Annotated in this window: 22 protein-coding genes; 9 read left to right on the top strand and 13 right to left on the bottom strand. The window is 51.2% G+C overall.

From position 1 onward, the window contains the following. Both ACTHS3_RS02600 and tsaE read right to left on the bottom strand, forming a co-directional pair. Positions 1-764 (bottom strand): AMIN domain-containing protein (locus ACTHS3_RS02600; protein ID WP_440367082.1); only part of this gene is annotated, 764 nt, incomplete at its 3' end. Continuing rightward, positions 752-1,222, bottom strand: a complete 471-nt coding sequence (gene tsaE / locus ACTHS3_RS02595; RefSeq protein ID WP_440367080.1) for a tRNA (adenosine(37)-N6)-threonylcarbamoyltransferase complex ATPase subunit type 1 TsaE — start codon at positions 1,220-1,222, stop codon at positions 752-754. The genes ACTHS3_RS02600 and tsaE, both read right to left, overlap by 13 nt. A 171-nt stretch (positions 1,223-1,393) precedes the next feature. On the opposite strand from tsaE, the gene pheA reads away from it, so the two are divergent. The 3 genes from pheA to prfH all read left to right on the top strand — a co-directional run bounded on the left by pheA (position 1,394) and on the right by prfH (position 4,654). After that, positions 1,394-2,482: a prephenate dehydratase gene (pheA, locus tag ACTHS3_RS02590; RefSeq protein WP_070625830.1), complete on the top strand. Its 1,089-nt coding sequence runs from the start codon at positions 1,394-1,396 to the stop codon at positions 2,480-2,482. A gap of 397 nt (positions 2,483-2,879) precedes the next feature. Beyond that, on the top strand, positions 2,880-4,013 hold the full coding sequence (locus ACTHS3_RS02585; RefSeq protein WP_070588362.1) for an RNA ligase RtcB family protein: 1,134 nt from the start codon (positions 2,880-2,882) through the stop codon (positions 4,011-4,013). Positions 4,014-4,015: 2 nt separating this feature from the next. Continuing rightward, positions 4,016-4,654, top strand: coding sequence for a peptide chain release factor H (gene prfH / locus ACTHS3_RS02580; RefSeq protein ID WP_070588363.1), 639 nt, complete (start codon positions 4,016-4,018; stop codon positions 4,652-4,654). An 86-nt stretch (positions 4,655-4,740) separates the two neighbouring features. Here prfH and ACTHS3_RS02575 read toward each other — a convergent pair whose 3' ends face one another. The 6 genes from ACTHS3_RS02575 to ACTHS3_RS02550 all read right to left on the bottom strand — a co-directional run bounded on the left by ACTHS3_RS02575 (position 4,741) and on the right by ACTHS3_RS02550 (position 12,871). Then, the gene (locus tag ACTHS3_RS02575) at positions 4,741-5,970 is read right to left on the bottom strand and encodes an HlyD family type I secretion periplasmic adaptor subunit (RefSeq protein ID WP_004519515.1); all 1,230 of its coding nucleotides are present in this window, start codon (positions 5,968-5,970) and stop codon (positions 4,741-4,743) included. 89 nt (positions 5,971-6,059) lie between these two features. Next, complete coding sequence (locus ACTHS3_RS02570; protein WP_004519516.1) at positions 6,060-8,273, bottom strand: type I secretion system permease/ATPase; 2,214 nt, start codon at positions 8,271-8,273, stop codon at positions 6,060-6,062. A 43-nt stretch (positions 8,274-8,316) separates the two neighbouring features. Beyond that, positions 8,317-9,585, bottom strand: a complete 1,269-nt coding sequence (locus tag ACTHS3_RS02565; RefSeq protein ID WP_440367077.1) for a TolC family protein — start codon at positions 9,583-9,585, stop codon at positions 8,317-8,319. Between the two features lie 264 nt (positions 9,586-9,849). After that, positions 9,850-11,109, bottom strand: a complete 1,260-nt coding sequence (locus ACTHS3_RS02560) for an RsmB/NOP family class I SAM-dependent RNA methyltransferase (RefSeq protein WP_049335559.1) — start codon at positions 11,107-11,109, stop codon at positions 9,850-9,852. Between the two features lie 35 nt (positions 11,110-11,144). Then, entirely contained in the window at positions 11,145-12,014 is an 870-nt protein-coding gene (locus ACTHS3_RS02555) for a DUF1853 family protein (protein ID WP_049335560.1), read from the bottom strand. Positions 12,015-12,055: 41 nt separating this feature from the next. Then, positions 12,056-12,871 (bottom strand): RNA methyltransferase, encoded by an 816-nt coding sequence (locus ACTHS3_RS02550; protein WP_049335615.1) that lies wholly within the window; start codon positions 12,869-12,871, stop codon positions 12,056-12,058. A 174-nt stretch (positions 12,872-13,045) separates the two neighbouring features. On the opposite strand from ACTHS3_RS02550, the gene ACTHS3_RS02545 reads away from it, so the two are divergent. The 6 genes from ACTHS3_RS02545 to ACTHS3_RS02520 all read left to right on the top strand — a co-directional run bounded on the left by ACTHS3_RS02545 (position 13,046) and on the right by ACTHS3_RS02520 (position 17,746). Next, on the top strand, positions 13,046-13,831 hold the full coding sequence (locus ACTHS3_RS02545; RefSeq protein ID WP_004519521.1) for an inositol monophosphatase family protein: 786 nt from the start codon (positions 13,046-13,048) through the stop codon (positions 13,829-13,831). Between the two features lie 263 nt (positions 13,832-14,094). Further along, positions 14,095-14,898 carry a glutamate 5-kinase gene (proB, locus tag ACTHS3_RS02540; RefSeq protein WP_049335562.1) on the top strand — a complete coding sequence of 268 codons (804 nt, stop codon included), beginning with the start codon at positions 14,095-14,097 and terminating at the stop codon, positions 14,896-14,898. A 9-nt stretch (positions 14,899-14,907) separates the two neighbouring features. Further along, a complete protein-coding gene (locus ACTHS3_RS02535; protein ID WP_049335564.1) occupies positions 14,908-16,158 on the top strand; it encodes a glutamate-5-semialdehyde dehydrogenase in 1,251 nt (416 codons plus the stop codon). Between the two features lie 88 nt (positions 16,159-16,246). Further along, positions 16,247-16,558, top strand: a complete 312-nt coding sequence (gene grxD, locus ACTHS3_RS02530; RefSeq protein WP_003681608.1) for a Grx4 family monothiol glutaredoxin — start codon at positions 16,247-16,249, stop codon at positions 16,556-16,558. A gap of 146 nt (positions 16,559-16,704) precedes the next feature. Then, positions 16,705-17,331 (top strand): uracil phosphoribosyltransferase, encoded by a 627-nt coding sequence (gene upp, locus ACTHS3_RS02525; protein WP_004519527.1) that lies wholly within the window; start codon positions 16,705-16,707, stop codon positions 17,329-17,331. A gap of 97 nt (positions 17,332-17,428) precedes the next feature. Beyond that, complete coding sequence (locus ACTHS3_RS02520) at positions 17,429-17,746, top strand: DUF2322 family protein (protein ID WP_440367073.1); 318 nt, start codon at positions 17,429-17,431, stop codon at positions 17,744-17,746. A gap of 61 nt (positions 17,747-17,807) precedes the next feature. Here ACTHS3_RS02520 and trxA read toward each other — a convergent pair whose 3' ends face one another. The 5 genes from trxA to ACTHS3_RS02495 all read right to left on the bottom strand — a co-directional run bounded on the left by trxA (position 17,808) and on the right by ACTHS3_RS02495 (position 22,930). Then, entirely contained in the window at positions 17,808-18,140 is a 333-nt protein-coding gene (gene trxA / locus ACTHS3_RS02515; RefSeq protein WP_004520846.1) for a thioredoxin TrxA, read from the bottom strand. A 126-nt stretch (positions 18,141-18,266) separates the two neighbouring features. Next, positions 18,267-19,832: an ABC transporter ATP-binding protein gene (locus ACTHS3_RS02510; RefSeq protein ID WP_070625824.1), complete on the bottom strand. Its 1,566-nt coding sequence runs from the start codon at positions 19,830-19,832 to the stop codon at positions 18,267-18,269. A gap of 80 nt (positions 19,833-19,912) precedes the next feature. Next, a complete protein-coding gene (locus ACTHS3_RS02505; RefSeq protein ID WP_070625821.1) occupies positions 19,913-21,466 on the bottom strand; it encodes a fatty acid--CoA ligase in 1,554 nt (517 codons plus the stop codon). A 320-nt stretch (positions 21,467-21,786) separates the two neighbouring features. Beyond that, the gene (locus ACTHS3_RS02500) at positions 21,787-22,572 is read right to left on the bottom strand and encodes a TatD family hydrolase (protein ID WP_070826476.1); all 786 of its coding nucleotides are present in this window, start codon (positions 22,570-22,572) and stop codon (positions 21,787-21,789) included. A gap of 4 nt (positions 22,573-22,576) precedes the next feature. After that, on the bottom strand, positions 22,577-22,930 hold the full coding sequence (locus ACTHS3_RS02495; RefSeq protein WP_003682949.1) for a PilZ domain-containing protein: 354 nt from the start codon (positions 22,928-22,930) through the stop codon (positions 22,577-22,579). Positions 22,931-23,063: the final 133 nt, after the last annotated feature.

Here is a 23,063-nt window from a genome sequence, read left to right as displayed (position 1 = left end):
GCACGGCCTTTGGCAACGCGTACGCCCAATGGGATAAAGATGTCTTCGTTGCGCGTCATGAATACGTTGTAACCCAAGGCCTCGAGGCGTTTTTTGGTTTCGCGTGCAATGGAGAGTACGACGTTTTTCTCTTTGAGGCCGCTCGGGCCGATTGCGCCAGGATCTTCGCCACCGTGACCGGGGTCGATCATAATCACGGGACGGCGGTTGCCGCCGCTGCCGCGATTGTTTTTAGGGGCAGGGGTGTCGTATGCGATATTGGTATTTTGACGTTGTTTGGGAACATTGCCGTTGAGCAAGGCCATCATCGGGTCGTTGGCATCTGCGCCGTGCGGATAGAGGTCGATAACCAAGCGGTTTCTGAAGTTGCCGACGGGGGCGAGCGCAAAGACTTGCGGATGGGTGCTTTGTTTGAGGTCGATGACGATACGCACGGTATTGGGCGTATTTTGACCGGCACGAATGCTGCGGATAAAAGGGTCGTTAGACAGCACTTTGCTGGAAATGCCTTGCAGGACGCTGTTGATTTCCGCACCTTGAATATCCACGACCAACCTGCTGGGGTTGTCCAACATAAAATGTTGGTATTTCATCGAGTGGTTGCTCTCAAGGGTAACGCGTGTGTAGGCGTTCGCCGGCCAAATGCGGACGGCAAGGAATTGCGCAGGAGAGGCCGGTTTGGCCAATGCGGCACCAACGGGCGTGAGGGTGAGAAATAGTCCTGTGCCTTGACGGAGAATGTGTCTTCTAGTTAATTTGACCATGATTCTAAACTTTTTCGGCCTTGGTTTGTGTGGGCGGAAAAGGTGCAGGTTCTGCCCTTATCGGTGTACGTCAATGTAATGGTAATGTCTGCCAGAGGCGTGAATTCCCCACCTTGCTGCGGCCATTCGATGAGGCAGATGCTGTCGGGCGCAAACAATTCGTCCAAACCGGCATCTTCCCATTCCTCGGGCATGGTAAAGCGGTAGAGGTCGAAATGGTGGAGGGTGAATGCATCCAGCGGATAAGATTCGACAATGGTGTAAGTCGGGCTTTTGACTGCGCCCGTATGTCCCAGTCCGCGCAAAATCCCGCGTGTCAGCGTGGTTTTGCCTGCACCCAGCCCGCCTTCAAGATAGATGGTCAGCGGAGCGGAAAGCTGCTTGCTCCATTCTTCACCCAGTTTCAGGGTTGCTTCTTCATCGGGCAGAAAACGGGTGTACAGTCCGTTTGAGTGCATGGAATAGGCCTTGTCGTTCAAAAGGCTTAATTATGATGGAATTGGCGGCGTTTGCAAACCTGATAGACGATAAAGTTAGATAAAGATAGTGTTGAGGCCGTCTGAAAACGGAATTCAGACGGCCTTTAATGTTAAAATGAAAATATCCCTCACAAAATTGCGAGACAGCTTATGCCTTTATCCATAGACGAACAATTATTGCCGCACCGCAATGCCATCGACAGTATCGATGCGGAAATCCTCCGTTTGCTCAACGAGCGCGCCGGTCATGCGCATGCTATCGGCGAATTGAAAGGGACAGGCGCGGTGTACCGTCCTGAACGGGAAGTAGCCGTTTTGCGCCGGATTCAGGATTTGAACCGCGGCCCCTTGCCGGACGAATCGGTTACCCGGCTGTTTCGCGAGATTATGAGCGAATGTTTGGCGGTGGAGCGTCCGCTGACGATTGCCTATTTGGGCCCGAAGGGGACATTTACCCAGCAAGCCGCCATCAAACATTTCGGCCACGCCGCACACACCATGGCGTGTACCACCATCGACAACTGCTTCAAACAAGTTGAAACGCGCCAAGCCGATTATTTGGTGGCGCCGGTAGAAAACTCGACAGAAGGTTCGGTGGGCCGTACTTTGGACTTGCTGGCCGTAACCGCGTTGAAAGCCTGCGGCGAAGTAGTTGTCCGCATTCATCACAACCTGCTGCGTAAAGACAGCCACGAAATCGGCGGCATTACCAAAGTTTTCGCCCATGCCCAAGCCTTGGCGCAATGCAACGACTGGTTCGGCCGCAACCTGCCCAATGCCGAACGTATCGCCGTAGCCAGCAATGCCGAAGCAGCGCGTCTGGTTGCCGAATCTGACAGCCCGAATGTGGCCGCCATTGCCGGACGTATCGCGGCGGAAATTTATCAGTTGAGCTTTGCCGCCGAGTGTATCGAAGACGAACCGAACAACACCACGCGCTTCTTGGTGATGGGCCATCAAGAAACCGGCCGCAGCGGCAACGATAAAACCTCTTTGGTCGTCTCCGCACCCAACCGTGCCGGTGCCGTTACTTCTTTGTTGCAACCTTTTACCGAATTAGGCATTTCCATGACCAAATTTGAAAGCCGCCCAAGCAAATCGGTTTTGTGGGAATACCTGTTCTTCATCGACATCGAAGGCCATCAAAGCGATGAAAATGTCCAAAAAGCCTTACAGCTTTTGGGCGAACGCGCTTCCTTCGTGAAAGTTGTCGGCTCTTATCCGACCGTTGTTTTGTAAGGATTATTGGGTATCAAAGGCCGTCTGAAAAGTTTTCAGACGGCCTAAATTATGTTCTCAATAGTTGCCATTTATGCAACATTATTGGCAGATTGATGTCAGTAAGTTTGCATGATTGGAAATGAATCCTCTATAATCCGAACGTTTTTAATATTTTCATGCAAAGAAAGGAGCAAGCCATGACACGCAATACTTCAATCCGCTCAATCACATTCTTTGCAGCCCAAGCGTCGGTCTGATTTTCGGATAACGCTTTTCGCATTCCATGTCGCCCGCTTCGGGCTGCTTTCCCTACGATTATCGGCTAGAAACCAGGCCGTCTGAACATTTTGCAGACGGTGGATATTTATTGTCATCTGCTGACGGTTTCTATCCGTTTTAAAGAAAGCATAAACACATGGGCAATTATCCCCATCATATTCAAATTATTGCCGATTCAAATACATGGATTGAAGGCAACGCTGTCGCACAGCTCGAAACCACCGCCCGATTACCGCATATGTTACGCGTTGCCGGAATGCCGGATTTACACGTAGGGCGCGGTTATCCGGTTGGCGCGGCATTTTTCAGCGACCGTCATTTTTATCCTGCCCTGATTGGGAATGATATCGGTTGCGGTATGGCGTTTTGGCAGACCGATTTACGCGCAGCCAAACTCAAACCGGCCAAACTCGCCAAACAGCTGGGTAATATCGATACGCCGCTAGACAAAGACGAACAGGTCGAATTATTAGGCGACGCTGTCGATATGTTCCCATTTTCAGACGGTCTTGCCGTAGGTACGATTGGCGGCGGTAACCATTTTGCCGAGTTGCAAACCGTTGATACTGTTTATCGCGCCGATCTGCTCCCAATAGATTTTGATGAAAACCATCTGCAACTGTTAGTACATAGCGGTTCGCGCGGATTAGGCCAGCAGATTTTGCAACGCCATATTGCCGCCTTTGGGCATCAAGGTTTGGCAGAAGGGGGCGAAGCGGCAGCAGCCTACCTTGCCGAACACCAAACAGCCCTTGAATTTGCCAGCCTTAACCGTCGTCTGATTGCGGCCAGAATGCTCGACCGTTGGCGCGCAGAAGGAATATGCCTGCTCGATGTCCATCATAATTTTTTGGAACAAACCGAGATTGACGGCACAACCGGTTGGCTGCACCGAAAAGGCGCAACGCCCACCGATAAAGGCTTGGTCATGATACCCGGCTCGCGCGGCGATTACAGCTATCTGGTCCGACCTGCCGAAGATTGCCAAATTTCGTTGAACACCTTGGCTCACGGCGCAGGTCGGAAGTGGCAGCGCGGCGAATGCAAAGGCAGGCTGTCGCACAAATATACTGCCGACAGCCTGCGCCAGACCGAATTTGGCAGCGTAGTCGTTTGTCAGGATAAAGCTTTGATTTTTGAAGAAGCGCCGCAGGCTTATAAAAGCATCGACAGCGTTATTGCCGCCATGAAAAATGCTGGTTTGATTGAATTGGTCGCGAGGTTTAAACCTGTTTTGACTTATAAAACCGGCGGCGAGTGTGGAGCGTAAAGATGAAACAGAATACACCAGCGGTTTATCTGCAAATTTCCACCGCGCAAGGGCCGGCGGAGTGCCGTATATTTGCCCGTTTCGTCTTAGGCAAGCTGCTTGCCGAAGCCCAAGCCAAAGGCATTGATGCCGAACTTGTTACCGAAACCGCCGATAAGCACGGCATTTTGTCGGCAATGCTCAAATTGGAAGGGCAGAAAGCCGAAAGCTTGGCACAAACTTGGCAGGGGACGCTCCAATGGGTATGCCCCAGCCCTGTCCGCTCGAAACATCCGCGCAAAAATTGGTATATAGGCGTTTTCCGCTTGCCCGATATGCCGCAGATGTATGAAATGCCGTCTGAAAACGGAATCGAGTTTCAAACCTGCCGTTCTGGCGGTAAAGGCGGGCAGCATGTCAATAAAACCGAAAGCGCCGTCCGCGCCACCCATAAAGAAAGCGGCATTTCCGTGCGGGTCGAGAGCGAACGCAGCCAGCACGCCAATAAAAAATTGGCGGTCATGTTATTGGCGCAAAAGCTGGCGGAGCATCATGCCGGACAAGCTGGAAGTTTTGCACAGGAGCAGCACGCGCAACTCTATCAAGTTGAGCGCGGCAATCCGAAAAGAACGTTTGTCGGTACTGCTTTTAAGGAGAAGTAATTTGCCTGCCGGATAAACGGGCATAGTGAAAACAGAAATCAAAGGCCGTCTGAAAACGTTCAGACGGCCTTTTATCGTTTTATCGATTAGCGTTCGCTTAACGCTTGTTTCATACGCGTAATCGGTTTGATCAGGTATTGGAAGATGGTTTTTTCACCGGTTTTGATGTCTACCGTTGCAACCATGCCCGGAATAATCGGCATGGGTTTGCCGTTTTTATCTTTCAGGGAGTTGTTTTCGGTTTGGACGAGAACACGGTAATAAACTTGGTTCGGATCAAGTTTTAAGTCGTTGGCACGGTTTTGCATGGAATTGCTGACGGTATCGGCGCCGACGAGGGTAACCTTGCCTTCCAAACCGCCGTAGATGGAGTAGTCGTATGCGCTGACTTTAACCAATGCAGGTTGGCCTGCGCGGATAAAGGCGATGTCTTGCGGGCGGATATAGGCTTCGACCAGCAGTTTGTCGTCAACGGGGACAATTTGCATGATGTCTTCGCCTGCGTTCACAACGCCGCCGATGGTGGTAACTTTTATGCCTTTGACGATGCCGCGCATAGGAGCGCGGATTTGCGAGCGTTCAACCGGGTCTGCGCGCATGGCAACGTTTTCTTTGGATTGCGCCAGCTCGGATTCGGCTTGCAAAAGTTCGTTGTTGGCATCGGCTTTGTAGCGGTTGCGGCGTTCGGAAATTTGGGTGGCCAAGTCGGCAGACTCACGGCGCATTCTTAAGAGTTCGACTTCGGAAACCACGCCTTCGGCAACCATAGGTGCGGTAATGGCGATTTCGCGGTCAAGTGCGGCCTTGCTTTGGGAAAGGCCGCTGACGGCATCGGTCATGGCTTGACGGCGTGCTTTGTAGGCGGCGATTTCGCGACGGCGAAGCTCGGGACCCACGCTATCAGGGAAGGAGAGCTTGGTGCCGTAGGCTTCGGCTTTAAGGCGGGCAACAGTAGCTTCGAGGTTTTCGACTTTGGCTTCGCTTTCACGCAAAACGGCGGAGCTACGCGTGTCGTCGAGTTTCATCAGAATCTGATCTTTCTCGACCATGTCGCCTTCTTTAACCATGATTTCGGTGACGATGCCGGGATCTAGGCTTTGGATTACTTGCTCACGGCTGCTGGGAATGATATTGCCGTTGCCACGGGTCACTTCTTCGACAGGGCTGTTGTATGCCCAGACGACGAAGACAATCAGGAAAAGGAAGAATAGGATGATGACCCAAAATTGGCCGCTGTGTTTTTCTTTTTGAAGGGCGGCATTGAGGTCGTTGATGAGGTGTAGGTCTTTGGATTTGACGTTGTTTTCGCGGCTCATAATCGTGTATCTTTATTGTGTTTGGTGGATTTTAACCATTAGGGCAGGCCGTCTGAAAGGGTAAGTAGATTTTTAGACGGCCTTTTGCTTTATTGTGCTGCCGATTGAGGGGCTGAGGCAGCTTGTTGTTGCTGCTGTTTGACTGCAGCAGCTTGTTGCTGTTGTTTGACGTTGGCTGCTTTGGCTTGTTCGTTTTGCATGAGTTTTTGCAATACCAAGTCACGTGGGCCGTCCATCACGACTTTACCATTGTCCATCACAATGATGCGGTTGACGATTTGCAGCACTTGCGGACGGTGCGTCACCAAAAGCATAGTGCGGTTACGACCCCATTGGGCAATGGCATTGAGCGCCATACGCTCAGTGGCTTGGTCCAGGCTGGTGGTCGGCTCGTCCAGCAAGACGACTTTCGGGTTGCGCAAGGTCATACGCGCCAGGGCGATGATTTGTTTTTGACCGCCGGACAAGCCCAAGCCGTCTTCACCCAGAGGCATATCCAAACCGCGTGGATGGTTGCGGATGATTTTGTCGAGGCCGAAGCGGTTGAGTGCAGTCAGTAAGTCTTGGTCGGTAGAGTAGCTGCCGGTACGCGCCAAGTCCATGTTTTCACGCAATGTGCCGAGGAACAGGCGTGGCGATTGGCTCAACAGCAGGACTTGATCGCGCAGGAAGTTGGGGTCAAGCTGGCGCATATCGACGCCGTCAAGGGTAACGTTGCCTTTTTCAGTGTCGTACAGACCGCTGGCCAGTTTGAGCATGGTGCTTTTACCGCTGCCGATACGGCCCAAAATACCGACTTTTTCGCCCGGTTTGATGGTCAGGCGCAAATCTTCGACCGCGCTGTTGTTGTCGGCTTGATATTTGAACGATACGTTTTCAAAGGTAATATTGCCTTGAACATTGTCCAAAGTAATATATTTGCGTTCCGGATTGCGCTCGATAGGGCGGGTAACGATGTCGTTTACGCCTTTGAGGGCAAGTTTGGCCTGTTGGAAGCGGGTGGCCAAACCGGCAATTTGTGCCAATGGCGCCAAAGCACGGCCGGACAGAATCACGGAGGCAATCAATGCACCCATGGTGATGCGTTCCGCATGGTTGTCGGCATGAATCAGATAGGTACCGACGACGACCAAAAAGACGGTATTGAGCTGCTGCATGGCAACGGCAAAGTTGACCATGAAGTTGCTGGTGTCTTTGACTTTGATGGAAGAGGCGGAAGTTTTGGCGGTGTATTCGTCCCAACGTTGTTGCGCCCAAGATGTGGCGTTGTTGGTTTTCAGGGTTTCGATGCCTTCGATGGCTTCAACGGCAAGGCCGGAGCGTTGCGAACCTTCTTTCATCGATTCGTTAATGTGGCGCGAGAGCGGTCGTTGTACGACAAAACCGACAATCACGACAATCGGAATGATGGTCAGGGGAACGAGTGCCAGTTTGCCACCGACCATGGAAATCACGAAGATAAACAGCAACAGGAAAGGCAAGTCGACGATGGTCAACAAGCTGGCACTGGTCATGAACTCGCGCACGGCTTCAAATTCGCGCAGGTTGCTGGCGTATGAACCGGAAGAAGCAGGACGGTCTGCCAGACGCAATGCCATCACGCGGCGGAACAGGGCGGAGCTGATGATCAGGTCGGCTTTTTTGCCGGCAATATCGGTCAAGTGGCCGCGAATCATCTTGGCGGCAAACTCAAACAAAATCGCCAAGACCACGCCGATGCTCAATACCCACAAGGTCTCATAGGCTTGGTTGGGAATCACGCGGTCGTACACGTTCATCACATACAGGGAGCTGACGAGCGCAAGGAAGTTGATGATGATGGTGGCCAAGATGACTTGGTAGTAGTAGCTGCGGAAACGCCAAATGACTTTCCAAAACCATGCTTTGGGCAAATGGTATTCAGGCAGCTCCGAGCGCATATCGGTAGCCATTTTGGGTTTGATAAACCAGCAGTAGCCCAAATACAGGCCGGAGAGCTGCTCGTGGCTGAGTTCCTGTTCCAAACCGTCAACCTGGCGGATATGGTATTTGCGTTCTTGGCCGGAGCCTTCGATTTGGGTGATGACCGCTGCTTCTTCGTTGTGCAGGATAATCATAACCGGCACAGCGAGCGAGGGGATGTCTTCCAGATTGCGTTTGGATAAGGTGTTTTCAAAGCCGTGACTGCGCAGGACTTCGACCAGTGAGTGATAGTTGACCTTGAGCTTTTTGTCGCGCACGACTTCGGCGGACAAAGCGGCTTCGGATACGGGCGCACCCAAAAGGCGGGTCACTAAAACGATGTGTTCAATGATGGCTTTCATATTTTTTCGCGTAATGTTTTTGGTTTAACCGGCGGATATGGCTTTATTTTTGTGCCAAACCGACCCAAGCGGAGATTTTGGCTTGGGTATTTAAATAGTCAAGCGCCGCATCGCGGAAATCGTTGCGGGCGGCAACATAATCCTGCTCGATGGAGGATAACTCGCTGTATGCGCTCAAAACGTCGGTCAGCGTACGTCGGGCGATTTTAAATTGCAATTCATACACTTTGATGACTTCTTTTTGGGCGGCGATGTGTTGCGCCGTCAGCGCGGTACGCTGTTCGCTTTCCTGCATATCGATGGCCGACGTTTGAACGCGTTCGTTCATGTCGCGCAGGATTTGTTCGGACTTGGCTTCTGCGGCAATCAATGATTTGGCATTGCGTTCCACATTGTGTCGTGCGGCAATATCCAACACATTCCATGCAACGTTTAAATAAAGCTGTCTGGTGTTGCGCGTTGCACTGCCTTCCAAATTGAGGGCAGGCAGGCGTTCGGCTTTGGAGGCGTCCAAATCGGCACGGACGCTGTCGCGCTCGGCCAATTGCGCCTGATAGGACGGATTGTTGTTGCGGTTGGGATTGTTGAAGCGTTCAGTGATGGATTTCGCCGTGTCGTTTTTAAACGGATCTTCCAAGTCGTTGGCAGTCAGCTGGCGCGAGGTATAGCGGGACAGGCGGCTCAGGGCCAAATCCATGGTGCGGCGTTGTTGGGCAATGATGTTTGCCACTTGTAGTTGGCGCGCGCGCGCTTCAATCAGCTCGGAACGGCGGCCGACATCATATTTGACGATGGTGTCCAAGTCTTTTAAGAGGTTGTTGTGGCGCGCTAAAGTCTGCTCGTTGAGGATCAGGGTTTCTTTTGCACGCAATGCGCTCAGGTAGAGGCGGCCGATATCGCTGCCGAGCTGCTCTTGGCTTTCGGTGTATTTGTGTTGATAGTATTCTTCGCGGCTGCGGTCGCGGCGGACGGCGGCTTCAATCGCACCCCATGAGTAGATGTTCACGCTGCCGCGCACGCCGATACCGTCATCCATGTCGTTGCTGTTATATTTATTGTGTTGCGCCAGCACTTTCGTGCCGGTCAGGGTAACGACAGGATAATGGCGCGCACGCGTAGCTTTGGTCGTGCTTTGCGCTGCTTCTTGAGTGGCTTTTGCTTCACGCACAATCGGGTCGCTGATTAAAGCATCCCTGAGGATGTCTTGCAGGCTGTATGCAGAGGCCGTCTGAAACGGCATCAGACAGCAGGCGACGGCAACGGCCGATGACAATAAACGGAGCTTTGTGGGGGAAGAATAAATATGCGGCATGATTTCTAACCAAATGATTTATATATTATCGTTGTCCGTATCGGGTATCGCCTGAGGCATGACCGGGCGAATTTTGAACGAGAACACATACATTTACAAAGCATAAAGCATTTTTTCCAGCTTTTCACAATATTCTGATGAAAGGTCAAGATACATGCCTTAAAGTATATTATTGCAGAGCGCGACTATCGTTTCTAATGATTTTAATGTAAAAAATCTATTAAAAAGGCCGTCTGAAAGGATTTCAGACGGCCTTTTTCAACCTTAATCCTTACGTTGCAATACAGCGGCAAAGAAACCGTCGGTTTGGTGTTCTCCAGAGTTGAGGCGCAGGTATTTTCCGGTATCCAAATCAACCTTCAGGCTTTGCAGCAGTTCGGCGCAGTTGACGAGTTCAAACTCGGGATGTTCGGACAGGAAACGTTCGACTTGCAACTCGTTTTCTTCCGGCAACACGCTGCAGGTGGCGTAAACCAAACGGCCTTGCGGTTTCACCAGTTTGGAGGCGGCATCGAGGATACTGTGTTGCTGTTCCAAAAGGTTGGCCACGGTCTCGGCGGATTGGCGGTATTTGAGGTCGGGATTGCGGCGTAAAGTACCCAAACCGGAGCAGGGCGCGTCCACCAACACGCGGTCGGCTTTGCCTGCCAGTCGGGCGATACGGGTATCGTGTTCGCTGCTGATGCGTTCGGGGTGGATATTGGTCAGTCCGGCACGGGTCATGCGCGGTTTGAGGTTGGCAAGGCGTTTTTCGGCGATGTCGAATGCGTAGATTCTGCCTTTGTTGGCCATTTGCGCGCCGACAGCCAAAGTTTTACCGCCGGCACCGGCACAGAAATCGACAATGATTTCGCCGCGTTTTGCGCCCACCAATAAGGCAAGCAGCTGGCTGCCTTCGTCTTGGACTTCCAGTGTACCGTCTAAAAATAGCTCGTGTTTGTTAAGCGCGATTTTGTTTTTCAGGCGGATGCCCCAAGGCGAATAAGGCGTGGCTTCTGCATCGGCACTTTCGGCTTGCAACAATGGCAGCACTTTATCGCGTTTGCCTTTCAAGGTATTGACGCGGATGTCGAGCGGGGCAGGTTGGTTGATGCTGCGGCCGAAGGCGAGGATTTCTTCTTCGCTCCAATGCCGTTGCAGTTGTTCTACCAGCCATTGCGGCAATTCTGCGGCGGTATTCAGGCCGTCTGAAAACTCGGTTTTGCGGGCTTTCAAATTGCCGAGGAACTCTGTTTCTTCTTCATCAAGCAGGTCTTTGATTTGGCTGATGTTGGTGCTTCTGCCGAGAACCAGTGCGGCGAGTGCTGCTTTGCGCGGCTGCGCGTGCGGACGGCGCAGGGCGGTACTGATTTTTTGATAGTGGCGCAATGCGGCAAAGGCTGTTTCGGCGATTTCGTGGCGGTCTTGGCGGCCGAGCTTTTTGTGTTCGCGGAAATAGGCGGAGAGGACGGCATCGGAAGGCTGTTTGAAAGTCAGCATTTCAGCCAAAACTTTGGCGGTATGGTCGAGTTGTGCGGCGTTCATAATGTAATGGGTTCTCTTAAAGTTGGTAAAGGGTTTCAGACGGCCTTCATGATGCGTTCGATTTCGTGCCAAAAGCCGTCCGGCCGTAATTCCAAAACGGCAATCAAGCCTTGGTCGATACGGCGGATTTCGGTTTCGTTCAATGTTTCGGTTTCGGCGACACGAGCAGGCGCGAGATAGGCCATACGGTCGAGCAGGTGGTAGCGGACTTCTTGGTGTTCAAACCAGTATTCCGCCCAATCTTGAATATAGATGCCGCGCCAGCCGTATGAGTTAAGTGGCGGCTCAAAAGCATGGAAACCTTGTGGAAAAAATCCGATGCCGCGCACGATGGAAGCAGGAAGCGGATTTTCCGGCAGGCCTTGTGCGGTTAAGGCTGCTTTGCCTTGCAGTGTATGTAGCAGCTGGGATTGCTGCACCAATTTGGCGGCCTTGTCCGTCAGCGTGTCTTTAGGGTTGAGACCGTGCAGGTTTTGCACTTGGTCTCCGCCGTAGTATTTACACGCCAGCTCGATATGGTAGGGCTGTTGGTTGAGGGAAACGACAAAATCCGCGGCACCTAAAGTTTGGCCGTCTGAAAAAACGGGCAGGTTGTATGCGTGCAGTTTGGCGTGCGGCGCGTTGGCAAACCAAAACGTCAACAACTCTTCGGCATAAATGCCGAGACGGTGGCCGAATGGGGAACGTTGGGCAAGGTGATCCATCAGCGGCGCGGGATCGGCGTCCAATGCCAAAAGGTAGCGGAAACCGTGCTCCCCCAATAGTTCGCGCACGCTCAATTCGCAACCGCTTTGCCACAAAGGGGGCGCAGTCAGCAGCGAGGCGAGGTCGCGGACGGGTTGGCTGGTGAGTTTCCACCATAATGCGTCTAGGGCGTAATTCATGCTTATCCGAATATCAGTCATGCTGTCTGAAAAAGCTTGTAATGTTTTCAGACGGCCTTAAATCAGTCTTTTTTATGGATACGGTGGCTGACGGTATTGAAAAAACCGCGCAGGATGTCGATGTCTTCGGTTTGCGTGTTGGCGCGTCCGAACAGGCTCTGCATACGGCGCATCAGGCGCTCGCCGTTGCGGCGGTTGAAAAAGCCGATGTCGTTCATCACGCTTTCCATGTGGGCGACCATGCCTTTGATTTGCTCATGGGTCGCAGCGTGGTCTTCCTGTTGAAGATGGGTCATGGGCGAATCGGTTTGGCTGAAGATTTCGTAGCACACGACCTGCACGGCTTGGGCGAGGTTGAGCGAGAAATAGTCGGGATTGCCGTTGATGGTCATCAGTCGGTTGCAGGCTTGGACTTCTTCGATGCTCAAGCCGAAAGTCTCGTTGCCGAAAACCAGTGCCACTTTTTCGCCTCGGTTGGCGGCCTGCAGTAATTCGGGCACCAAATCGCGCGGGGTTTGCAGCGGCGCGGTGATTTCGCGGCGGCGACTGGTCAGGGCGCAGGCGATGGTGGTGTCGGCAAGGGCTTCGTCCAAAGAGGCAGCAATGGTGGCATTTTCCAAAACGTCTGCCGCACCGGAAGCGAGGATGAAACTTTCTTCCGGTAATTTAAACGATTGCGGATGCTCCGGATCGAATACGGGCGGATTTTCCGTCATCGGCGTTGCCATCAGATTGGGGGCAACGATGGTCAGTTTGTGCAGGCCCATTGTTTTCATGGCGCGGGCGGCGGAGCCGATATTGGCGGGATGGCTGGTACGCGTGAGGATGATGCGGATATTGTCCAGATAGGCGGGCAGGGCGGGTTTTTCGGAAGTCATGTTTTGTTTTCTGTTTGTACGGGAATCAGGTATAATGCGCCATCTTTTTGTTTTCAGACGGCCTTTTTCCATGCCGTCTGAAATGTTCTTTAACAGCATCGGAAACGATTAACAGCCTCTTGTGTGCCTGTTCGGCGCATTAGGGCGTATTTTACCTGAATTAGGAAGAAAACCATGAATCCGTTTTTAAATACCGCTTTCAAAGCCGCCCGTAAAGCAGGGCAAATGATGATTCGCGCCGCCGGCAATCTGGATGCCGTCAAAGTAGACAGCAAAGCATTCAACGACTTCGTTTCCGATGTTGACCGCAGCTCCGAGATGATTTTGGTGGAAGCGCTCAAAGAAGCCTATCCGCATCATAAAATCACTTGCGAAGAAGGCGGCTCCCACGGTAAAGCCACCGCCGAGTACGAATGGATTATCGACCCGCTCGACGGCACAACCAACTTCCTCCACGGCCATCCCCAATACGCCATCTCTATGGCACTCCTGCACAAAGGCGTGTTGCAAGAAGCTTTGGTGTACGCACCTGAGCGCAACGACGTATACATGGCTTCCCGCGGCAAAGGCGCGTTGCTCAACGACCGCCGTATCCGCGTTTCCAACCGCATCGAATTGAACCGCTGCCTGATTGGTACCGGCTTCCCTGTTGTCGATCAAAGCATGATGGACAAGTATCTGGCGATTTTGAAAGATTTCTTGTCAAAAACCGCCGGCGGCCGTCGTGAAGGCGCGGCTTCTTTGGATTTGTGTGCCGTTGCGGCCGGCCGTTTGGACGGTTTCTTTGAGTTCAACCTCAAACCTTGGGATATTGCCGCCGGTGCATTGATTGTCCAAGAAGCAGGCGGCATCGTTACCGATATGTCCGGCGATGAAGGCTGGTTGGAAAGCGGCGACATCGTTGCGGCCAATCCTAAAGTATTGGCACAAATGCTGAAAATTATTTCTGAACACCAATAAGCTTTTGTAGGGAACGGTCTGTATTTATCGTGACAGGCTAGAGTTTAAACAATCGGTAAAAGGCCGTCTGAAACCTGAAATAGGGTTTCAGACGGCCTTTTATTTTGTTATTAACGGATTCGGATAAGAGCTGAAAATACGGCTTTTAAAGGAAGCGTTTTTAATTTTGTCTGTATTTTCTATTGCTTCGCAGTTATGATATGGATACGTTTGGCTGAAATAATGCCGCATGCAATCATAAAAATAGAAAGCAGAGGAGAATAATGAAACGAGATTTTGAAGCAGTAAAACGCATTGTTATTAAGATTGGAACCAGTTCGTTGGTGTTGCCAAACGGCAAAATCAATTTGGCAAAAATCGACCAACTGGCCTTTGTCATTTCCAGCTTGGTCAGTAAGGACAAAGAAATTGTGCTGGTGTCTTCCGGCGCGATGGGCTTTGGGCTGAATGTCCTCAACATGGAAAAACGTCCGGCGGAAATGGCGCAGCAGCAGGCTGTTTCCAGCGTCGGCCAAGTGGCCATGATGAGCCTTTACTCGCAGATTTTTTCCCATTATCGGATGACGGTATCGCAAATCCTGCTGACGCGTGATGTGGTCGAATATCCGGAAAGTTTGGCAAACGTTACCAATGCTTTTGAATCCCTGCTTTCCATCGGCGTCATCCCTATTGTCAATGAGAACGACGCGGTCAGCGTGGATGAGATGGACCATGCCACCAAGTTTGGCGATAACGACCGTTTGTCGGCAGTCGTGGCGAAAATCGTTAAAGCCGATTTGCTGATTATGTTGTCCGATATTGACGGTTTGTTTGATAAAAATCCGGCTGTTCACGCCGATGCCAAGCTGCGCAGCCATGTTGCCGATATTACCGAAGAAATTATTGCTTCTGCCGGCGGATCGGGCAGTAAGTTTGGTACGGGCGGCATGTTCAGTAAGATTAAGAGTGCGCAGATGATGTTTGAACATCACGGCCAGATGGTGTTGATGAACAGCGCCAATCCGCGCGATATTCTTCAGGTTTTAGATGGCGCGCCTATTGGAACGTGGTTTGCACAAGAGAAATAGGGAGGTTTGATGAGCTATATCGAACAGTTGGGCAAGAATGCCCAAAAAGCCAGTAAAACGTTAATCAGCTTGGGAAGCTTGGAAAAAAACAATCTGCTGCGTCAGGTTGCAACGGCGTTGGTTGAACAGGCTGAGATGATTTTGGCAGAAAATGCCCGCGATTTGGCCGCTGCAAAAGAAAACGGCATTTCGGACATTATGCTCGACAGGCTGCGTTTGAATCACGAACGCATCAAAGGCATTGCGGAAGGCGTTGGGCAGGTTGCCGATTTGCAGGACCCAATTGGGCAGGTTGTCCGCGGCTATATCAATTTGGACGGTTTGAAAATAGTTCAAAAACGCGTGCCTTTGGGCGTGGTTGCCATGATTTTTGAAAGCCGCCCGAATGTTTCGGTCGATGCGTTTTCTCTGGCCTTTAAAACCGGCAATGCCATTATTTTGCGCGGCGGTCGCGATGCCATCCATTCCAATACCGCATTGATTGCCGTCATCAGGCAGACTTTGGTAAAAGCGGGGATGGATGCCGATGTGGTGCAGCTGGTTGAAGATACCAGTCATGCTGCCGCTGAGGAATTGATGCAGGCGGTTGATTATATTGATGTACTGATTCCGCGCGGCGGCGCGCGCTTGATTCAGACGGTGAAAGAGAAATCGAAAGTTCCCGTCATTGAAACCGGAGTCGGTAATTGCCATATTTATGTGGATGACAGTGCCGATTTGGAGATGGCGGTCAATATCGTCGTGAACGCGAAAACGCAGCGTCCGAGCGTGTGCAATGCCGCGGAGTCTTTGGTTGTTCATGAAAAGATAGCGGAAGCGTTTTTGCCAAAACTGGAAGAAGCCGTTGCCAAAGTGCATCCGATCGAATTTAGAGCCGATCAGGAAGCGCTGCGTATTTTTAAAAATGCTGTTTTGGCAACCGAGGAAGATTACAGTACCGAGTTTCTTGACTATATTATGTCGGTCAAAACGGTAAAATCAGTGGAAGAAGCCGTCGATTGGATTAACGGCCATACGACGCATCACTCGGAAGCGATTGTGACCCAAAGCATTGCCCATGCCGAGTTTTTCCAAGAAAGCATTGATGCGGCGGCGGTTTATGTCAATGCGTCCACTCGGTTCACCGACGGCTTTGTTTTCGGATTGGGCGCGGAAATTGGTATTTCCACCCAAAAAATGCACGCCCGCGGCCCGATGGGTTTGGAAGCGCTGACTTCGACCAAGTTCTACATCAACGGCAACGGTCAGATCCGACGTTGATAAACGCCCCTCAACTTCATCAATTTGCGTATAATGGCGGGAAATTTGATTTTTCCCGAACAACCGATTTAGTAAAAAGGAACACACCATGTCCTCTATCCACGATCAAATCAAAGAAGTCGTTACCACACACCGCGTCGTATTGTTCATGAAAGGCACGAAGCAATTTCCGCAATGCGGCTTCTCTTCCCGTGCCGTACAAATCCTCAATGCGGCAGGTTGCACCGACTATGTGACTGTCAACGTATTGGAAAACGATGCCGTACGCCAAGGCATTAAAGAATACAGCGACTGGCCGACCATTCCTCAACTGTACGTTAACGGCGAATTTGTCGGCGGCTCCGACATTTTGATGGAAATGTATGAAGCAGGCGAACTGCAAGAATTGCTGAAAGCTTAATTATCCACAATATTCCGTAATGTAAAATTGTTGACAAAGGCCGTCTGAAACCCTGATTCAGACGGCCTTTCGCATGAATACGCACTTTGCGCGCCATGCGAAAAAAAGTATAATCCCCCTCCATCAACGCAATTCGGAAAATCAACATGAACGTTACCGTTATCAACCACCCTTTAGTCCGCCACAAACTCACGCTGATGCGTGAAGCGGATTGCAGCACTTACAAATTCCGCACGCTTACCACCGAGTTGGCACGTCTGATGGCATATGAGGCCAGCCGTGATTTTGAAATTGAAAAATATATTATTGACGGCTGGTGCGGCTCTATTGAAGGCGACCGCATCAAAGGCAAAACGCTGACCGTTGTCCCGATTTTGCGTGCCGGTTTGGGTATGCTTGACGGCGTACTCGACCTGATTCCGACTGCCAAAATCAGCGTTGTCGGCTTGCAGCGCGATGAAGAAACTTTGAAACCGGTTTCTTATTTTGAAAAATTTGTCGACAGCATGGACGAACGTCCCGCACTGATTATTGACCCAATGTTGGCGACCGGCGGCTCTATGGTTGCCACCATCGACCTTTTAAAAGCCAAAGGTTGCCGTAACATCAAAGCATTGGTATTGGTTGCCGCTCCGGAAGGCGTAAAAGCCGTCAATGACGCGCATCCTGATGTAACCATCTACACTGCCGCACTCGATAGCCACTTGAACGAACACGGCTACATCATCCCAGGCTTGGGCGATGCTGGCGATAAGATTTTCGGTACACGTTAATTGAAATGTTTAAGGCCGTCTGAAAAGTGTCAAACATCAACTTTCAGACGGCCTTGTTATATGGATTGCTTTAAAACCCACATCAGAAAGGACAATCATGAGCTTCCAAGACAATCTGGCCGCCATGCCTGCCATCGATCATTTGAGCGGCTTGGATATTCTCGATAAAGAGGGCAATGTGGTTCATCACATTCCCAATGGGCCCGGCAAACAAGGCTCGCTCAAGCTTTACCATGCTTTGGCGCAAGAGTTTGACGGCAAGCTGGACGCAGCGGCAGCAGAACGTGGCTTGGCATGGTTTGCCGAGCATGTTGCCGATGCCGAAGCCAATCCGGGCAAACATCCGAATATTGATTTGCTGTTTAAAGTAAAAGCTGAAAATATCAGCCTGACTTTGAAACCATTGGCTGCTTAATGAATACAAAAAAGGCCGTCTGAAAACAATTTTCAGACGGCCTTTTTATATGCTTAAAACCTTAAGCGATAGAAGCTTCAACGAATGCAGTCAGTTGGCCTTTAGCCAATGCGCCGACTTTAGTGGCAACGTTTTTGCCGTTTTTGAACACCATCAGGGTAGGGATGCCGCGAACGCCGAATTTGGCAGGAGTGACTTCATTTTCGTCGATATTGATTTTAACGACTTTCAGACGGCCTTGGAATTCGGAGGCAATGTCGTCCAAGATTGGGGCGATCATTCTGCAAGGGCCGCACCATGGTGCCCAGAAGTCCAGCAATACAGGTACGTCGGATTTCAAAACGTCTTGTTCGAAGCTGGCATCGCTGGCGTGGATAATCAATTCGCTGCTCATGTTTGTTTCCTTTTAAATCGAGATTAATGAATACGTTGTTCAGAATAGTGGCAGACAGGGAAAATTTCAAGTGCCGCCGCCCGGTAATAGTTTTTTTGAAATGCGTCTATCGTAATCCTTAAAGATTCAGACGGCCTCTTGAACCATGTGGCCGGAGTGGGCAATCAAATGGCGTGTGTAGTCGCTGCTTGGATTGGCAAACACGTTTTCACATTCGCCTTCTTCAACGATTTTGCCGTCTTTCAACACCATCACGCGGTGGGAAATGGCGCGGATGACGGCGAGGTCGTGGCTGATGATGATGAAGGCGAGGCCGTATTCTTTTTGCAGGCCGCTGAGCAATTCAAGGATTTGTTGTTGCCATTGGACATCAAGCGCGCTGGTTGGTTCGTCCAATACGAGGATTTTCGGGCGGACAATAATGGCACGGGCGATGGCGAGGCGTTGGCGCTGGCCGCCAGAGAATGCGTGCGGATAGCGTTCGAGTGCATCTTCGGGCAGGCCGACTTGTTTGAGGACTTCTTGAACGCGGCGGCGCATTTCTTCGCGCGGCATTTCAGGTTCGTGTACGCGTAAGGCTTCGGAAACGGTATCAAAGACGTTCATGCGCGGATTGAATGCGCCGAACGGGTCTTGGAACACCATTTGGATTTCGCGGCGTAATTCGTGTCGCCATGGCTCGCCGTTGATGTTCAGGCTGCCTTCGGAATCGATAAGGTGCATAACGGCTTTGGCCAGCGTGGTTTTGCCGCAGCCACTTTCGCCGATAATGCCCAATGTTTCCCCCGATTTGAGATCGAAAGAAACGGGGTTGAGAATGGTTTTGTCGCGTTTTTTAAACCAGCCGTCTGATTCTTTGACGGAAAAGGCGATTTGTTCGGCTTTAAGGATGGTGGCAGGATTTTCAGGCAATGGGGCCACTCGGCGCGTTGTGCCGGCGTTGAGCAACATTTTGGTGTATTCGTGCTGAGGATTGGCGAAGACTTCGGCTGCTTTGCCGGTTTCGAGAATGCGGCCGTCACGCATAACGGCGACATCGTCGGCAAAACGGCGCACAAGGTTTAAGTCGTGCGTAATGTAGAGCATGGTCATGCCGTGTTCTTCCTGCAGGCGTGAGAGCAGGTCGAGGATTTGGGCTTGGACGGCAACGTCCAAAGCGGTGGTCGGTTCGTCGGCAATCAGGAGCTTGGGCTGGGCTGATACGGCCATGGCAATCATGGCGCGTTGGCGTTGGCCGCCGGAAAGTTGGAAAGGATAGGCCTGGGCTTTTTGCTCGGGCTGGTGGATGCCGGTTTCGTCTAGGAGTTCGATAGCGCGCGCCCATGCCTGTTTTTTATCCAAACCCAAATGCAGGGACAGGACTTCGGCGATTTGTTCGCCGACACGCATAACGGGGTTGAGGGCGGTCATGGGTTCTTGAAACACCATGCCGATTTCGCGGCCGCGCAGTTTTTGCAGGGCGCGTTCGGGCTGAGTCAGCAGGTCGGTTCCGCAATATTTCAGACTGCCTTCAAAGGTAACCATTGGATTCAGGCGCATAATGCCTTGCGACAATACGGTTTTGCCGCTGCCGCTCTCGCCGACCAATGCCAGTTTGCGGCCGGGTTGCAAGGTCAGGTTGATATCGTGCAGGACTTGCTTGCTCGGAAAGGAGCCGTTTAGGTTTTCGATTTCGAGTATAGGTGTCGTCATGGTCGTGGCCGTCTGAAAAGTTGTTGATGACAGGTTTTCAGACGGCCTGCATGAATCAAGAGGCCGTCTGAAACAGCGGTTTAGTCTTGAAACTGTTCTTTGAGTTTGCGTTTTAACACTTTGCCGGTGGCATTGCGCGGCAGCTCGTCTTGGAAGATGATTTGTTTGGGGATTTTAAAGTTTGCCAACAGGCCGCGCAGGTGGCTGCGGACTTCGGCTTCTTCCAGTTTCATGCCTTCTTTGAGTTGGATAAAGGCAATGATTTCTTCATCGGCGTATTGGTCTTTCACGCCGATTACGGCGGCGGCTTCCACGGCTTCGAGTTTGTAGATGGCTTCTTCGATTTCGCGCGGATAGACGTTTTGGCCTTTGGAGATAATCAGGTCTTTTTTGCGGTCAACGATGAAGATGAAGCCGTCTTCGTCTATGGTGACGAAGTCGCCGGTTTTCAGCCAACCGTTGACGATGGTTTCATCTGTGGCGTCAGGCATATTGAGGTAGCCCTGCATAACCGAGCCGCCTTTGATGATGAGTTCGCCCACTTCACCGCGCGGCACTTCGATCAATTCGTCATCGACGGCTTTCACGGTCAGACCGGGTAGGGCGACACCGACGCTGGCGGTTTTTTGGCGCTCAGGTGTATTGACGGCCACAACGGGCGAGCATTCGCTCAAGCCGTAGCCTTCCAGCAATTTGGCACGCGGGAATTTGGCTTTAAAGTCGTCAATGGTTTGTCCGGCCAAAGGCGCGCCGCCGCTGATAAACAGACGGACGCGGTTGAACCATCTGAAATACCAAGGAATTTTGGCTTTGCTCATGGCTGTGTAAATAGCTGGTACGCCGAGGAAAATGGTAGCGCGTTTGAGCAAAACCTGTTTCAACACGTTGGAGAACGGGAAGACGGATTTGACCAAAATAATCGAGCAGGCTTGAGATATCGGCAGCAAAACCATGGCGGTCAGAGTAAAGCTGTGGAACATGGGCAAGAAGACGACGAAGCGGTCTTTTTGTGAAATTTGGAAAATTTGTTCGATGCCCGAAAGGTTGGAAAACAGGTTGCTATAACTGATTAGTGCGCCTTTTGGGTGGCCGGTTGTGCCGGAGGTGTAGATAATGTGCGCCAAGTCGTTGACGGACGGCTGACGGCTCAGATTCGGCTTGCCGGGGAATGTACGCGCGGCATCGAAATAGCTGTCATCGCCACTGGCGGCGTTGGTTTCGCCAATCCAGATGATTTTATTGACTTTGGTTTTGGCTTTGATGTTTTTGAGTTCTTTGGCCAACGGCGCGGATGCGAACATAAAGCGTGCGCCGCAGTCATTGAGGATGTAGGAAAATTCTTCGCTTTTCAAAAAGACGTTGAGTGGGACGGCTACCGCGCCGATGGAAGTAATGGCGAAATAGGCGGCAATAAATTCGGGAGAGTTGGAAACGACAAGGGCGACCCTGTCGCCATATTGTACGCCTTGGTGTTGCAGATAGGCGGCGACGGTTTCTACTTCGCGTTTGAGGGAGGAATAGCTGATTTTTTCTTTGTCGTTGAAAATGACCGTGCCTTTACCGTTTTTTTGGCAGGCTGCAGTCAGCATAGCGTAAAAATTAGGGTGGGTGTGCATTTCGGAGTTTGTGTCCATATTGTGTCGATTGATGTACGGTTTCGATGAACCGTTTATTTCGAAGGGTAGGTTTTACATCCTATCGGTAAAATAAGCAAGAGGCCGTCTGAAAATACTTTCAGACGGCCTTGAGCTTTGCTGGGCTTAGGAAAGCAATATTTTGAATTTAAACTTATTTATTGTGTTGATGGGAATATTCCCATTCTTCAAAGTTTGCCGTTCGGAAGATAGCGCAAGCCGATTGCGTTTCTGTCTCAAGCCATTTCGAGTTTACCGTTGAGTTTGAGGCAGAATCCTGATGACGGATTGGCAGAGCCAATGTTTAGAGACTTTGAGACCTAGCCATTGTTCAGACGGCCATCGGGTACTTTCTTAAACAGGCGATAGAAATTGTCGCTGGTGTTTTGTGCCAATGTTTCCAAGCTCTCGCCGCGCAGATTGGCTAAGAACTCAGCCGTATAGCGGACGTAGGAAGGCTCGTTTTGTTTACCGCGTTTGGGAACCGGCGCGAGGAAGGGTGCATCGGTTTCTACCAAGATTCTATCGGCTGGGACGTATTTGGCGGCTTCCTGAATCAGCGGTGCGTTTTTAAACGTCACAATGCCGGAGAAGGAGATGTATAACCCTAAATCCAAAGTGGCTTTGGCAAAGGCGACGTCTTCAGAGAAGCAATGAATCACGCCGGAATTAGTGTGGCATTCTTTCAAAATCCGCAACGTGTCTTCGGCTGCATCGCGCGTGTGGACGATAACGGGCAGGCCGCTTTCGTTGGCTGCTTGGATATGGTCGGCAAAGCGTTGATGTTGCCATGACAAATCGCCTTTGCACCAGTAATAGTCCAAACCGGTTTCGCCGATACCGACGATTTTCGGATGTTTGGCGGCCTCTACCATTTCGGCAATGGTAAATTCTTCTGCTTCTTGGCTGTCGGGATGTATGCCGATGGTGCAGTAGATGTGGTCATTTGCCTGAGCAATGTCGAAGACTTCGGCAAAACTTTGTTTGCTGACGCTGATGGCAAGCGCCTGTTTGACGCTTTGCGCTTCCATATTGGCAAAGACTTCGGGCAGGCGGTCTTTTAAGCCGTCAAAGTTGAGATGGCAATGTGAATCGATTAAATACATGGTATTACAGGGTAAAAGTAGTGCGGTCGCTGCGCAGGCGCGGGCCAAGCTCGGCTTCGATCAGGTTTTTTGCCTGCAGGCAGCTTTCGTGTTCGGAGAATGCAAGGCCTACGCCTTTGGGGCGATGGGCCGAGGTGCGCGCCGGATTGATCCAAACGACTTTAGTTGGCAGGAAGCGTTTGGGATAGTCGGCGATTTCGACGGCCAAGAGGATGTCTTCGCCTAGTGAGAATACGTCATCGGTCGGTACGAACAGGCCGCCGTGTTCTAAAAACGGCATATAGCAGTTGTACAACAGATTGGGGTCTTTGAGTTGCAAGGCCAACATCTTCGCCGGAATGTCTTTTTTATTCATCATTGATTACCTGTTAGGGTTTGTTTTGCCAAAAATCTAAATATTCGATAAGCAGATACTCAAGCTGCATTTTAACACTCAAGGTATGGTATCCGTAAGGGTTGAGCGCGTTCAGACGGCCCAATAGGGCAAACAG

The sequence above is a fragment of the Neisseria sp. P0009.S007 genome (genome assembly GCF_051962515.1).
The sequence above is the reverse complement of the archived record's forward strand: the minus strand, read 5'-3'. Positions and strand labels throughout refer to the sequence as shown.

Bases quoted from the DNA above. Each gene is read 5' to 3' on its own strand.
- tsaE (WP_440367080.1), bottom strand. From the start codon at position 1,222: ATGCACTCAAACGGACTGTACACCCGTTTTCTGCCCGATGAAGAAGCA.
- pheA (WP_070625830.1), top strand. From the start codon at position 1,394: ATGCCTTTATCCATAGACGAACAATTATTGCCGCACCGCAATGCCATC.
- ACTHS3_RS02585 (WP_070588362.1), top strand. From the start codon at position 2,880: ATGGGCAATTATCCCCATCATATTCAAATTATTGCCGATTCAAATACA.
- prfH (WP_070588363.1), top strand. From the start codon at position 4,016: ATGAAACAGAATACACCAGCGGTTTATCTGCAAATTTCCACCGCGCAA.
- ACTHS3_RS02575 (WP_004519515.1), bottom strand. From the start codon at position 5,970: ATGAGCCGCGAAAACAACGTCAAATCCAAAGACCTACACCTCATCAAC.
- ACTHS3_RS02570 (WP_004519516.1), bottom strand. From the start codon at position 8,273: ATGAAAGCCATCATTGAACACATCGTTTTAGTGACCCGCCTTTTGGGT.
- ACTHS3_RS02565 (WP_440367077.1), bottom strand. From the start codon at position 9,585: ATGCCGCATATTTATTCTTCCCCCACAAAGCTCCGTTTATTGTCATCG.
- ACTHS3_RS02560 (WP_049335559.1), bottom strand. From the start codon at position 11,109: ATGAACGCCGCACAACTCGACCATACCGCCAAAGTTTTGGCTGAAATG.
- ACTHS3_RS02555 (WP_049335560.1), bottom strand. From the start codon at position 12,014: ATGACTGATATTCGGATAAGCATGAATTACGCCCTAGACGCATTATGG.
- ACTHS3_RS02550 (WP_049335615.1), bottom strand. From the start codon at position 12,871: ATGACTTCCGAAAAACCCGCCCTGCCCGCCTATCTGGACAATATCCGC.
- ACTHS3_RS02545 (WP_004519521.1), top strand. From the start codon at position 13,046: ATGAATCCGTTTTTAAATACCGCTTTCAAAGCCGCCCGTAAAGCAGGG.
- proB (WP_049335562.1), top strand. From the start codon at position 14,095: ATGAAACGAGATTTTGAAGCAGTAAAACGCATTGTTATTAAGATTGGA.
- ACTHS3_RS02535 (WP_049335564.1), top strand. From the start codon at position 14,908: ATGAGCTATATCGAACAGTTGGGCAAGAATGCCCAAAAAGCCAGTAAA.
- grxD (WP_003681608.1), top strand. From the start codon at position 16,247: ATGTCCTCTATCCACGATCAAATCAAAGAAGTCGTTACCACACACCGC.
- upp (WP_004519527.1), top strand. From the start codon at position 16,705: ATGAACGTTACCGTTATCAACCACCCTTTAGTCCGCCACAAACTCACG.
- ACTHS3_RS02520 (WP_440367073.1), top strand. From the start codon at position 17,429: ATGAGCTTCCAAGACAATCTGGCCGCCATGCCTGCCATCGATCATTTG.
- trxA (WP_004520846.1), bottom strand. From the start codon at position 18,140: ATGAGCAGCGAATTGATTATCCACGCCAGCGATGCCAGCTTCGAACAA.
- ACTHS3_RS02510 (WP_070625824.1), bottom strand. From the start codon at position 19,832: ATGACGACACCTATACTCGAAATCGAAAACCTAAACGGCTCCTTTCCG.
- ACTHS3_RS02505 (WP_070625821.1), bottom strand. From the start codon at position 21,466: ATGGACACAAACTCCGAAATGCACACCCACCCTAATTTTTACGCTATG.
- ACTHS3_RS02500 (WP_070826476.1), bottom strand. From the start codon at position 22,572: ATGTATTTAATCGATTCACATTGCCATCTCAACTTTGACGGCTTAAAA.
- ACTHS3_RS02495 (WP_003682949.1), bottom strand. From the start codon at position 22,930: ATGATGAATAAAAAAGACATTCCGGCGAAGATGTTGGCCTTGCAACTC.